12 protein-coding genes are annotated in these 12,522 nt (G+C 70.3%); 5 read left to right on the top strand and 7 right to left on the bottom strand.

Translation table 11 applies throughout. The annotated features are described in order from the left end of the window. Window positions 1–16 precede the first annotated feature (16 nt). Complete coding sequence (locus tag AOK08_RS20990) at window positions 17–553, top strand: arginine repressor (RefSeq protein WP_055528243.1); 537 nt, start codon at window positions 17–19, stop codon at window positions 551–553. 97 nt (window positions 554–650) lie between these two features. On the opposite strand, the gene AOK08_RS20985 is transcribed toward AOK08_RS20990, so the two are convergent. The 6 genes from AOK08_RS20985 to AOK08_RS20960 all read right to left on the bottom strand — a co-directional run bounded on the left by AOK08_RS20985 (window position 651) and on the right by AOK08_RS20960 (window position 6,487). Then, on the bottom strand, window positions 651–1,388 hold the full coding sequence (locus AOK08_RS20985) for an FAD:protein FMN transferase (protein ID WP_055528239.1): 738 nt from the start codon (window positions 1,386–1,388) through the stop codon (window positions 651–653). A 43-nt stretch (window positions 1,389–1,431) separates the two neighbouring features. Beyond that, window positions 1,432–2,601, bottom strand: a complete 1,170-nt coding sequence (locus tag AOK08_RS20980; protein WP_055528237.1) for an FMN-binding protein — start codon at window positions 2,599–2,601, stop codon at window positions 1,432–1,434. 19 nt (window positions 2,602–2,620) lie between these two features. Beyond that, window positions 2,621–3,958 (bottom strand): ferredoxin reductase family protein, encoded by a 1,338-nt coding sequence (locus AOK08_RS20975; protein WP_055528311.1) that lies wholly within the window; start codon window positions 3,956–3,958, stop codon window positions 2,621–2,623. A 182-nt stretch (window positions 3,959–4,140) separates the two neighbouring features. Then, window positions 4,141–4,845, bottom strand: a complete 705-nt coding sequence (locus tag AOK08_RS20970) for a L,D-transpeptidase family protein (protein ID WP_055528235.1) — start codon at window positions 4,843–4,845, stop codon at window positions 4,141–4,143. Between the two features lie 3 nt (window positions 4,846–4,848). Next, complete coding sequence (locus AOK08_RS20965) at window positions 4,849–5,436, bottom strand: pyridoxamine 5'-phosphate oxidase family protein (RefSeq protein ID WP_055528233.1); 588 nt, start codon at window positions 5,434–5,436, stop codon at window positions 4,849–4,851. Window positions 5,437–5,584: 148 nt separating this feature from the next. After that, entirely contained in the window at window positions 5,585–6,487 is a 903-nt protein-coding gene (locus AOK08_RS20960; RefSeq protein WP_055528231.1) for a hypothetical protein, read from the bottom strand. A gap of 411 nt (window positions 6,488–6,898) precedes the next feature. Between AOK08_RS20960 and argH the strand changes: the two genes are divergently transcribed. From argH to AOK08_RS20940, 4 genes are all read left to right on the top strand, one after another. Beyond that, on the top strand, window positions 6,899–8,329 hold the full coding sequence (argH, locus tag AOK08_RS20955; protein WP_055528225.1) for an argininosuccinate lyase: 1,431 nt from the start codon (window positions 6,899–6,901) through the stop codon (window positions 8,327–8,329). A gap of 88 nt (window positions 8,330–8,417) precedes the next feature. Next, window positions 8,418–9,389: an aldo/keto reductase gene (locus tag AOK08_RS20950; protein WP_055528224.1), complete on the top strand. Its 972-nt coding sequence runs from the start codon at window positions 8,418–8,420 to the stop codon at window positions 9,387–9,389. Window positions 9,390–9,486: 97 nt separating this feature from the next. Next, the gene (locus tag AOK08_RS20945; protein ID WP_055528222.1) at window positions 9,487–10,038 is read left to right on the top strand and encodes a TetR/AcrR family transcriptional regulator; all 552 of its coding nucleotides are present in this window, start codon (window positions 9,487–9,489) and stop codon (window positions 10,036–10,038) included. Further along, complete coding sequence (locus tag AOK08_RS20940; protein ID WP_055528215.1) at window positions 10,035–11,555, top strand: MFS transporter; 1,521 nt, start codon at window positions 10,035–10,037, stop codon at window positions 11,553–11,555. Before AOK08_RS20945 ends, AOK08_RS20940 begins: the two co-directional genes overlap by 4 nt. A 112-nt stretch (window positions 11,556–11,667) precedes the next feature. Here AOK08_RS20940 and AOK08_RS20935 read toward each other — a convergent pair whose 3' ends face one another. After that, window positions 11,668–12,339: a lysophospholipid acyltransferase family protein gene (locus AOK08_RS20935; RefSeq protein WP_055528209.1), complete on the bottom strand. Its 672-nt coding sequence runs from the start codon at window positions 12,337–12,339 to the stop codon at window positions 11,668–11,670. Between the last annotated feature and the right edge of the window lie 183 nt (window positions 12,340–12,522).

Raw genomic sequence — 12,522 nt, 5'->3', positions numbered from 1 at the left:
GAATGAGACGACGACGATGACGCAGGCGCAGGATCACGAGCACGCGGGGCCTGCCGTACCCCAGACCCGCACCGCACGCCACCGCCGGATCGTGGACATCCTCAACCGGCAACCGGTGCGGTCGCAGAGTCAGTTGGCGAAGCTGCTCGCCGATGACGGGCTGACCGTCACTCAGGCGACGCTGTCCAGGGACCTGGACGAGCTGAACGCGGTGAAGATCCGTAACACCGACGGCGATCTCATTTACGCGGTGCCGAGCGAGGGCGGGTTCCGTACGCCTCGTGCTCCGCTGGGGGAGTCGGCGAAGGAGGAGCGGATGCGGCGGCTGTCGGCGGAGCTGTTGATCTCCGCGGAGGCTTCCGCGAATCTCGTGGTCCTGCGGACTCCTCCGGGGGCCGCGCAGTTTCTGGCGTCCGCCATCGATCAGGCCGAGTTGCACGATGTGCTCGGGACGATCGCGGGGGATGACACGTTGATGCTGATCAGCAGGGATCCCCTGGGGGGACAGGCGTTGGCCGATCACTTGTTGGGGTTGGCTCAGAAAGGCCATTGAGGGGCCGTGAAGGGACGTTGAGGGTTGAGTTTCGGGTGCGGGCCCGGTGGGGGCTGGTCGCGCAGTTCCCCGCGCCCCTAAAAGCAGGAAGACTCCCTCAGCCCAGTCGTCTTGCCAGGCCCCCTGTACACCTCACCTCGTCGCCTGCCGTGATCAGCAGCGCCTCTACATCAGGCAGCGACTCCAGCCAGCTCAAGGCCTGCCTCGACCCCATCGCGAACGCCGCCGTCGCCCAGGCGTCCGCCCAGGTCAGCCGCGGGGCCACCACCGTCACCGCCACCAGGTCGGTCACCGCCGACCTGCCGGTGCGGGGGTCGACGATGTGGGTGCCGCGTTCCGCTGTGCCCGAGGTGGCCACCGCCAGTTCGTCGGTGCCCGCCGCCGAGACCACGGCCGCCAGGCCGCCCGGCCGGAGCGGGTCCGACACGCCTACGCGCCAAGGGCGTTGAGGGTCCGGCGCGCCGAAGAGCTGGACGTCTCCGCCGCCGTTGACACTGACCCCGCTCACGCCGGCCGCGGCCAGTGTCCTGGCCGCGCGTTCCGCCGCCCAGCCCTTGACGATGCCGGTCGGGTCGATCTGCCCCTGGTAGGTGTGGCTGAACCACCCGTCGCTGACCCGCTCCGCCTCGGCGCACAGGTCGAGCACCTCGGCGACCTCCGGGTCGCAGTCGGCGACGGAGATCTCCCCACGGGCCAGCCGGGAGATCTGGCTGTCCTCCCGGTAGGTGCTGAACACCTCGTTGACCTTGTGCAGCCCGGCGATCGCCGCCGCCAGCGCCGACCCGACCGCACGGGGGTCCCCGCCACGGACGTCGAAGGAGAAGACGGTCCCCATGACCTCCTCGGCATGACGCACCGCGACGGGGGCTTCCGCGGGATCAGACACCGGCCTTGTCCAGGGCCGACTGGAGGGACTTCTTATAGCCGGCGCTGGTGTAGCTGGCGCCGGACACCGCGTCGATGTCGCCGTTGCCGACCGTCACCGCCGCCTCGTTGAGCTTGGGGATCGCGTTCCCGGAGACCTGGTCGCTCCGGCCGCCGCTGGGGGCCTGGACCGCCGACGCCGAGGTGATCCTGCCCTTGGTCAGCGTGACCCTGACCTGCACCGGGCCGTACTCCGTCTGGACCACGCTTCCGGTGTAGGTGCCGCCCCCGTTGGCGGTCGCCCCGCCTGCCGCCGCCCCGCTTCCCGCGGCACCCTTGCCCGGCGCCGGCGCCGGGGCAGCCGCACCGGAACCCGCACCGGCACCCGCACCCGAAGCCTTGTCCGACTCCGCGGCGGGAACCTTGTCCAGGGCCGACTGCAACGACTTCTTGTAGCCCGCGCTGGTGTAGCTGGCGCCCGAGACCGCGTCGATGTCCGCGGTGCCCGCGGCGACCGCTTCCTGGTTGAGCTTGGGTACGGCGTTGCCGGAGATCGTGGTGGACTGGCCGCCGGTCGGCGCCTTGACGGCCTCCGCCTTGCTGATCTTGCCGCCGCTCACCGTGATACGGACCTGGACCGGGCCGTACTGGGTGTCGACCGCGTCACCGGTGACCGTGGCGGCCTGGGCGGCGCCCCCGCCCCCTCCGGCACCCGCACCGGTGCCCGCGCTCGCGACCGCCTTGTCCAGGGCCGACTGGAGCGACTTGCCGTAGCCCGCGCTGGTGTAGCTGGCCCCGGAGACCGCGTCGACGGTGGACGTCAGGCCCGCCGCGACCGCTTCCTGGTTGAGCTTGGGGATGGCGTCGCCGGAGATCTGGTCGCTCCGGCCGCCCTTGGGTGCCTGGAGCGCCTCCGCCTTGGTGATCTTGCCGCCGCTCACCGTGACGCGGACCTGGACCGGGCCGTACTGGGTCTGGATCGTGTCGCCGGTGTAGGCGCCGTCCTTGGCGGCGGCACCGCCCTGGGCCGCTTCCTGGGCCGCCGCCGTCTGCTGCGGCAGAGCGCCGGCCGCCTGCGCGGACCCGGGGTCCGACGACGGCTTCAGCGTCAGCAGCAGCACGATTCCGGAGACTGTGGCGGCACTCGCCAGCATGACGCGCCTAAAGGGGTGACTCTTCTTCATCGCTCCTGGCTCCCGTCGCTCACATCTCGAACGACTCGTGGTGGATACGGCGCGCCGGAACACCCGCGCCGCGCAGTGCCTCGTAGACCCCCTGCGCGAAGCCGGGCGGCCCGCACATGAAGACGTCGTGCTCCTCGATGTCCGGCAGCTTCCGGCGCAGTGAGTCCGCCGAGATGTCCGGGCGCTCCCCGTCGGGGCTGTTGACCGCGTACATCAGTCGGGCGCCGCGCTCACCGGCGATGGTCGCGAGCTCGTCCCACAGGGCCAGGTCCTGGGTGCTGTTGGCCCGGTAGAGGAGGGTCAGGTCGCCCGCCGCGCCCGGCAGGGTCTCGAACAGGGCCCGCATCGGGGTGATGCCGACACCGCCCGCCACCAGCAGCACCTTGCCCTTGCTGCGCTTGGAGGCGGTCAGGGCGCCGTACGGGCCCTCGGCCCACACCCGGGTGCCGGGCTCCAGCTCGCGCAGGGCCGAGCTGTGGTCGCCGATCGCCTTCACGGTGATGCGCAGCATGTTGGGGCGGGGAGCCGCCGACAGGGAGTACGGGTGCGAGCTGAACCGCATCCCGGGGGCCAGGAAGCGCCAGCGGAAGAACTGGCCCGCCTCCGCGCCCATCCGGTGCAGCTTCCGGCCGCTCATCAGAACGGACACGATGCCCGGGGTCTCCTCGATGACCGCCTCGACCTTCAGCCGGTGGCGCAGGTTCAGCCGGACCGGCGTGATGATGCGGTACCAGAGGACCAGCGCGGTCACCGAGCCGTACAGCGCGTACCAGGCCGTCTTCGCGGCCGGCTCCACGACGAACTCGTTGCCGGTGGTGAGCTGGTGCCAGAAGGTCAGGAACGTGGCCGCGTACGTCAGCAGGTGGATGTGGTACCAGAGGTCGTACGGGATCATCCGCCGGACCGGGCCGATGGAGATGAGCCCGATGAACACCAGCAGACCCGTGCCGATCGCCGCCTTGCCCATGTCGGGCAGCTGGTTCACCGAGTCGACCGTCTGCTGGACGATGTCGGCGAAGGTCTTCCCGGCCTGGAGGGCGTACCCGTACATGATCAGGACGACGTGCGCCACGACCAGACAGAGCGTGTACCGGCCGCTCATCGCGTGCCAGCGGGCCACCCGGTCCGAGCCGACCCGGCGCTCCAGCGCGGGCACCCGCGCCATCTGGAGGACGACCAGCGCCATCAGGTAACCGGCGAGCAGACCGGTGATCCGGCCCGCCGCGACGATCTGGGCGGTGGTGTCGGCCAGCGAGGGAGTGTTGTTCCACCACAGCCAGAGCACTCCGGCCGCGCCCGCGCCTACGGCGAACAGCAGCGGGACGGCGGGGGAGCGGCGAGGTCTGATGCGGCGCATCGTCTGGCGTCGCGCGGCACGTCCGCCTGCGATCGTGGTGGTGGGCACGGTTCCTCCGTGGGACGGGGGCGAAAGGCTTGGCCCCTTCGTCCACACTTACGTGCCACGGCTGCCGAGTGTTCAGCGCCCCCACAAGTCCGTAAACAACTGGGACGACGGCCAAAAACATCCGCTCGGCCGGGTCAGTAACGGACGATGGCCGTCCGCCCGCCCGCCGTCCCGATCGCGATGTGCGGCCGGCGGCCCGGGTCGGCCCACGCGAGGACCGCGCGCATGGCCTCGGCCGGCACCGACACACAACCGGCCGTCGCCGCACGCCCGTTGACATGCAGAAAGATCCCGGCGCCGCGCTCGCGCACCGGCTTGGCGTAGTTGAAGGCGATGACGTACGCGTGCGCGTACTGCTTCGGGTACGAGATCAGGTGCTCGGACTCGCCGGCCCGGCAGTCGGCGGGGCGGGGCTCGGTCCAGCGGTTGTAGGAGCGGGAGGCGTTGTCCTGGCACCACCAGGAGTTCTGCCGTACGGGCCGGTAGGTGACCCTGGTGCCGGTGGGCGCCGCGTCGACACCGAAGGCGTACGGCAGGTCGTACAGCCCGGTGGGCGTGGTGTTCGTGCCCTGTCGGCGGGAGCCGCCCTCGACGAGCCCGCGCGCACCGAAGCGGGCGGGCGCGGAACCGGCCTTCGTCCAGGTCCCGTCGCGCAGGTTCCACCAGGTGAGCGTGCCCGAGGTCGCCCTGTCGTCCGGCGCCTGGGCCGTGATCAGTTGGGAGCCGCCGCCGGTGTCGGCCAGCAGGGCGGGCAGCGGTGGCGCGGGCCCAGACGGCGTGCTGGGGGCGAGCAGGAGAAGGGACGCGGACGCGAGGACGGCGGCGACTCCGGGGCGCATGGCTCAGACGGTAGTGGGCGGGAGCGGCAACGGCAGCCCGGGTAGTCCGTCCAGGCTCGTCGCGATGTGGTCCTTCTTCTCGAAGTAGTCGCTGAGCGAGGCGTCGTCCTCGCGCGCGAAGCGCCGGGCGTGCAGATCGCGGTCGCCGACGTACGACATGAAGGGCACCGAGTATCCGCAGGTGTCCCGGACGAGTTCGGCCCGTACGACGACGATCGCCCGCAGCCCGTGATCGACGGCGTCGATGTCGGGGAAGCGGGCGAGGAGTTCGGGGAAGCGCGGATCGTCGCGGAAGACCGGTTCGCCGCGGCCGTGCACCCGGACGATGTTCGGCGGACCCTCGAAGGCGCACCACATGAGGGTGATCCGCCCGTTCTCGCGCAGATGTGCGATGGTCTCGGCGTTGCTGCCCGCGAAGTCGAGATAGGCGACGGTCAGCTCGTCGAGAATCACGAAGGAGCCCTTGAGGCCCTTGGGGGAGAGGTTGACCGTGCCATCGCCGGACAGCGGGGCGGTCGCGGTGAAGAAGAGGGGCTGCGCCTCGATGAACGTACGCAGGCGGCCGTCTATGCGCTCGTAGGTCTTTCCCATGACCAGTCATTGTCCGGGAAAGTCGTTCACCTGTCTAAAGGTTTCGGCCGTCCAAGGGTTTCGGCTGTCCAAGGGTTTCAGCAGAGAGACCGTGGCCGCCCCGCCGGGCGGCCACGGTCTCCGTCACATCACTTGGTGAACGTGCGGGTCACTTGCTGAAGGAGCAGGCGGCCAGCGAGTCCAGACCGGCCGGCTTGGCGGCGGTGCGGCCGATGGCGGTGGCGATGCGGTTGATGGTCGCCACGCGCTTGTCCTTGAGGGGGCCGACGATCGCGTTCTGGACGAAGTTCGGGCCGCCCTGGCCGACCGTGTTCACCAGGCGCGTGTTGGCCTCGGCGATCTGCGTGTTCAGCAGTTCGAGGTTGCGGGTGACCTCGGCCTGGGCCGACGCCGGGATCGCGGGGAGCTGCGAGGCGACGTCCGGGCAGCTGATGGTGCCGACGCCGCCGTTGTTACCGGCGTTGCCCGCGTTCGCGTTGTTGCCCTGGTTCGCGTTGTTCCCGGCGTTGCCGTTGTTGCCCTTGTTGCCCTGGTTACCGGCGTTGCCGTTGTTCCCCGCGTTGCCCTTGCCGTTGTTGCCGCCCTGGGACGGGGCCGCAGCGGCGCCGTTGAGGCCGCAGGGGGCCAGCGCGTCGAGGCCGACGGGCTTGGCGGCGGTGCGGCCGATGGCGGTGGCGATGCGGTTGATGGTCGCCACGCGCTTGTCCTTGAGGGGACCGAGGATCGCGTTCTGGACGAAGTTCGGGCCGCCCTGGCCGACCGTGTTCACGAGCCGCGTGTTGGCCTCGGCGATCTGGGTGTCGAGGAGGGCGAGGTTGCGGGTGACCTCGGCCTGCGCCGACGCGGGGATCGCGGGCAGTCTGTTGGCGACGGCCGGGCAGTTCACGGTCGCGGCGGCGGCCTTGGTGGTCACCCCGGCCGCGGTGTTCGTCTTGGACGTTTCCCCGGCAAGGGCGTTACCGGCGATGATCGCACCGGACAGCGCGACTGCGGCGGCGCCGCCGATGATGCCCACACGACGCTTGTTGTACTTCGGAAGAGCCCTGGACATGCGGAAGCCTCACTCGGGTCAAGGGGGTGGCTGCGTGGTTCCACTGTCGGCACTGGTGCTTGGCACTGGTGGCTGTGTGGTCCCCACTGGCTTTACTGACGCGGCGCCTGCGTCTGCCGTGAAGTACGGGTAAGCGGTTTCGTGTGTTCAAGAGCCCTTCAAACATCCCTGAGAAATTTTCCGAGACCGACGAAGATTGACGAATCATGCAGAGCACTGCATACTCATGCACGCCGGTGGATGTCAGTGTTGAGGCAGCCTGTCGTCGGTTGAGGCAGCCTGTCGTCGAAGAGCGCGGCCAAGCGCGACCAGGCGTCACCGATACGGTTGTCGGCGCCGCCTCCCCTCCGTACGGGTGGGGAGGCGGCGGCACATCCACCCCCAGTTCTCTGCCTTCGAGGAGCAACGCAAGTGAGCAGCAACAGCGGTGACGTACGGCTCTGGGGCGGCCGTTTCGCCGACGGTCCCGCCGAGGCCCTGGCCCGCCTGTCCGCGTCCGTCCACTTCGACTGGCGGCTCGCGCCCTACGACATCGCCGGATCGCGTGCCCACGCGCGCGTGCTGCACAAGGCGGGCCTGCTCACGGACGACGAGCTGACGCGCATGCTGGCCGGCCTCGACCAGCTCGCGGCGGACGTCGCCGACGGCACCCTGGTCGGCACGATCGCCGACGAGGACGTCCACACGGCCCTGGAGCGCGGCCTGCTGGAGCGCATCGGCCCCGACCTCGGCGGCAAGCTCCGCGCCGGCCGTTCGCGCAACGACCAGGTGGCGACGCTCTTCCGCATGTACCTGCGCGACCACGCCCGGATCATCGGCGGTCTGATCGCCGACCTCCAGGACGCGCTGATCGGCCTCGCGGAGGCCCACCCGGACGTGGCGATGCCCGGCCGCACCCACCTCCAGCACGCCCAGCCGGTCCTGTTCGCCCACCACGTCCTGGCCCATGTCCAGCCCCTGTCCCGGGACGCGGAGCGTCTGCGCCAGTGGGACGAGCGCACAGCCGTGTCCCCGTACGGCTCGGGCGCGCTGGCCGGTTCGTCGCTCGGCCTGGACCCGGAGTCGGTCGCCGAGGACCTCGGCTTCGAGCACGGCAGCGTGGCCAACTCGATCGACGGCACCGCCTCGCGGGACTTCGTCGCCGAGTTCGCCTTCATCACGGCGATGATCGGGGTCAACCTCTCCCGGATCGCCGAGGAGATCATCATCTGGAACACGAAGGAGTTCTCCTTCGTGACCCTGCACGACGCCTTCTCCACGGGCTCGTCGATCATGCCGCAGAAGAAGAACCCGGACATCGCGGAGCTGGCACGCGGCAAGTCCGGCCGCCTGATCGGCAACCTGACCGGCCTCCTGGCCACCCTGAAGGCCCTCCCGCTGGCCTACAACCGCGACCTCCAGGAGGACAAGGAGCCGGTCTTCGACTCCTGTGACCAACTGGAGGTCCTGCTCCCCGCGTTCACCGGCATGATGGCCACGCTCACCGTCCACCGCGAGCGCATGGAGGAACTGGCCCCGGCCGGCTTCTCCCTCGCCACCGACATCGCCGAGTGGCTGGTCAAGCAGGGCGTGCCCTTCCGCGTCGCCCACGAGGTCGCCGGCGAGTGCGTGAAGGCCGCCGAGGCCGACGGGGTCGAGCTGGACGGCCTCACCGACGACCAGTTCGCGAAGATCAGCGCCCACCTCACCCCCGAGGTCCGCACGGTCCTGAACGTCAAGGGCGCCCTGGCCTCCCGCAACGGCAGGGGCGGCACGGCCCCGAGCGCGGTGGCGATCCAGCTGGCAGAGGTGAAGGAGAACGTGGCGGCCCAGCACGAGTGGGCAACGGCCAAAAAGAATTAGGCATCGGACACCTGCCCCTGAAGCGAAGGTGATCGCGGGTTACGTTGGTCGGAGACCCGTACCGGACCCCGACCGAACGGACCCCGCGATGCCCTTCTCCCGCCTGGCCACAGCCACAACCCCCACCTGTCACCTGGGCCTGGGCCTCGCCGCGATCGCCCGCCCCGGCTACATCACCCTCGGCCGGGACAACGACCTCGGCGAAAACCGCACCGTCGAAGCCCTCCGCACCCGCACCTTCGAACTCCTCGACGCCGCCTACGCCCAGGGCGTCCGCTATGTCGACGTGGCTCGCTCGTACGGCCGATCCGAGGAGTTCCTCGCCGACTGGCTGAAGGTGCGCCCCGGCATCGACGACGTCGTGATCGGCAGCAAGTGGGGCTACACCTACACCGCAGGCTGGACCACCGACGCGGAGAAGCACGAGGTCAAGGACCACAGCCTCGGAACGTACGAGCGTCAGCGCGCCGAAACCGACGATCTGCTCGGCGCCCACCTGGACCTCTACCAGATCCACTCGCTGACCCCCGACAGCCCGGCCCTGTCGGACAAGGAACTCCACGCCCGTCTCGCCGAGGCCGCCGCCCAGGGCCTGACCATCGGGTTCTCCACCAGCGGCCCCGCCCAGGCCGACACGATCCGCACCGCCCTCGCCATCACGGTCGACGGCGACCCCCTCTTCCGTACCGTCCAGTCGACGTACAACGTCCTGGAGACCTCCGCCGCGCCCGCCCTGGCCGAGGCCCACGACGCCGGACTGACGGTGATCGTCAAGGAAGGCATGGCCAACGGCCGCCTCGCCGCCGGCCAGGCACCGGACGCCGTACGGGCGGTCGCCGAGGAGACCGGACTGGGCGCGGACGCCGTCGCCCTCGCGGTGGTGCTGCGGCAGCCGTGGGCCGGAGTGGTGCTGTCCGGCGCGGCCACGGCGGCCCAGCTCGCCTCGAATCTGCACGCGGCGGTCGTCGACCTCGACGAGGGCCAGCTCTCACGCCTGGCCGCGCTGGTGGAGGAGCCGAACACTTACTGGGCGCGACGCGGGCAGTTGCCCTGGCACTGAGCCCCCGCAGAGCCTTTTGACGCCGTAGAGCGCGCAGTTCTGATACCTACACGTTTCTCATGAGACAAGAATGTCTCATATGGCTTACGCTTGTCTCATGGCCGTCGATCGTGAACACGTGCTGCGCAGCGCAGCCGCCCTTCTGGCCCGGAAATCCACGTCCACGATGGACGAGGTCGCGAAGGCGGCCGGGATCAGCCGGGCCACGCTGCACCGCCTCTTCGCCGGGCGGGACGCGCTCGTACGGGCCCTCGAAGGGCTCGGTATCGAGGAGTGCGAGGCGGCTCTGACGGCCGCGCGACTCGGCGAGGACACCGCACCGGAGGCCGTGCGCCGTCTGGTGCGGGAGCTGGAACCCGCCGCCGGACTGCTCGCGTTCCTCTACACCGAGAACCAGTTGTTCGAAGGCGAGCAGCTGTACGAGGGCTGGGCCCGGATCGACGCCGGGATCGCCGCGCTGTTCCGGCGCGGCCAGCAGAGCGGCGAGTTCCGCATCGACCTCACCCCGGCCTGGCTCACCGAGGCGCTCTACGGGCTCATGGCCTCCGCCGCCTGGGCCGTGAGCGAGGGCCGGGCCGCCCCCAAGGACTTCACCCACATGGTCGTCGAGCTGTTGCTCGGCGGCGCGCTACGGAGAGAGGAATCATGACCAGCACCCTGCGGCCGGCCGTCGCGACGGAGGAGGAAATGCGTCCGGGCCGCTGGCTCGCGCTGTCCGTCCTCGTGCTGGCCGTGCTGCTGGTGGCCGTCGACGCGACCGTTCTCGGCCTCGCGACCCCCTACATCAGCGAGGACCTGAAGCCGTCCGGCACCCAGCTGCTGTGGATGGGCGACGTCTACTCGTTCGTCATCGCGGGCCTGCTCGTCTCCATGGGCAGCCTCGGTGACCGCATCGGACGCAAGCGGCTGCTGCTCATCGGCGCGACCGCGTTCGGACTGGTGTCGGTCCTCAACGCCTACGCCACGACACCGGAGTTGATGATCCTGGCGCGGGCGCTGCTCGGTGTGGCGGGCGCGACCCTGATGCCGGCCACCCTCGCCATGATCCGCAACCTCTTCCAGGACCGGCGCGAACGCAGCCTCGCCATCGGCATCTGGGGTGCGGCGGCCTCCGCGGGCACCGCCGTCGGCCCGGTCGTCGGCGGGTTCCTGCTCGAACACTTCTGGTGGGGCTCGGTCTTCCTGATCAACCTGCCCGTGATGGTGGTCCTCGTCGTCGTCGGCATCAAGCTGCTCCCCGAGTCGCGCGACCCGGCGCCGGGTCCGTGGGACCTGCGAAGCGTCGTCCTGTCGCTCGTCGGCATGATCGGCGTCGTGTACGGCATCAAGGAGGCGGCGTCGCACGGCGTCTCGTGGACGGCGCTGGGCGCGGCGGCCCTGGGCGGCGCGGCTCTGTACGGCTTCGTACGCCGTCAGCTCACGCTCCCCGTCCCGCTCCTGGACATGCGGCTGTTCCGCGACCGGGGATTCAGCGGGGCCGTACTCGCCGATCTGCTGACCATCCTCGGACTGTCCGGGCTGGTGTTCTTCCTCTCGCAGTTCCTGCAACTGGTGCAGGGCCGGGGGCCGTTGGAGGCGGGCCTCGCCGAACTGCCCGCGGCGATCGGCGCGGTGGTGGCGGGTCTGCTCGCCGGTGCGGCGGCCCGGCGCCACTCGGTGCGGGCCGTGGTCTCGGGCGGCCTGGCGGCCATCGGCCTCGCCCTGGCGGCGCTCGCCCTGCTGGACGAGTCGACCGGCTATCCGGTGCTCGGCACCGCGCTGCTGGTCGTGGGCGTGGGCGCGGGCCTGTCGTTCACCGTGACCTCCGACGTCATCCTGGGCTCCGTACCCAAGGAACAGGCGGGCGCGGCGGCAGCGGTGTCGGAAACGGCGTACGAACTGGGCGCCGCCCTCGGTATCGCCCTGCTCGGCTCGATCGTCACCGGTGTGTACAGCGACTTCACCGCCCCGCCGGGCACACCGCCCGAGGCCCACGAATCACTGGGCGGCGCGGTGGAAACAGCGTCGGGCCTGCCGACACACACCGCCGAGGCCCTACTGGACTCGGCCCGCGCGGCGTTCACAGACGGAATGGCCCTGGCGGCGGGCGCGGGCGCGGTGGTGCTACTGGCAGCGGCGGCAGCGGCGTGGGTACTGCTCAGGGGCCAACACCTGGAGCGCCCCTAAGGGGCGCCAGGGGTGCTCCCTCAGGGGCGCGGGGCTGTGTCGATCTGCGGCTCCGCCGCGGGGCGCGACAGGCCACGACGAACCCGCACCCGACACGCAGCCCCAAGTACCCCTACGCGGCCTTGGCCTTGCTCGCGTACATGTCCACATACTCCTGCCCGGACAACCGCATGACCTCGGTCATCACCGAGTCGGTCACGGCCCGCAGCACATACCGGTCGCGGTCCATCCCCTCGTACCGCGAGAACTCCATGGCCTCACCGAACCGCACAGTGACCCGCCCCGGCCGGGGCATCCCCGCCCCGCCCGGCTGCAACTTGTCCGTGCCGATCATCGCGAACGGCACAACAGGCGCACCCGTCATCAGGGTCAGCCGGGCGATACCGGTGCGGCCCCGGTAGAGACGCCCGTCGGGGGAGCGCGTGCCCTCGGGGTAGATCCCGAACACGCGGCCCTCCTCCAGCACCCGGCGGCCGGTCATCAGCGCAGCGACACCGCCGTTGGCCCCGTCCCGGTCCACCGGGATCATGCCGACGCCGGTGAAGAACCAGGCCATGAGGCGGCCCTTGAAGCCCTTGCCCGTGACGTACTCGTCCTTGCCGATGAAAAGGACCTGCCGGTCGCAGACCAGTGGAAGGATCATCGAGTCGATGAACGTGAGGTGGTTGCCGGCGAGGATCACCGGCCCGTCCCCGGGGATGTGCTCCACGCCCTCCACCCGTGTGCGGAACATCAGGCGCATGATCGGTCCGAGCAGTGCCTTGATGAGCGCGAAGCGGGACAACGTGCCCTCCGGTGTCAGGCGATCGGTATAAGTCTGTGCAGGTGAGGACGATACTCGCGCCTCAGGGGGTAGCGCACATCGGGTTCACCGACTGCTTACGTACTGTTGACCCGTGTTTACCTGCGGTTGGCCGGTGTTGCGGGCAGATGACGGACCGCCAGAAATGTGACAGAGATCGCGCGA

It is taken from the genome of Streptomyces graminilatus, from assembly GCF_001418565.1.
GTDB classification, from domain to species: domain Bacteria; phylum Actinomycetota; class Actinomycetes; order Streptomycetales; family Streptomycetaceae; genus Streptomyces; species Streptomyces graminilatus.
Note: the sequence above shows the minus strand (reverse complement) of the source record. Positions and strands in the feature narration are given on the sequence as shown.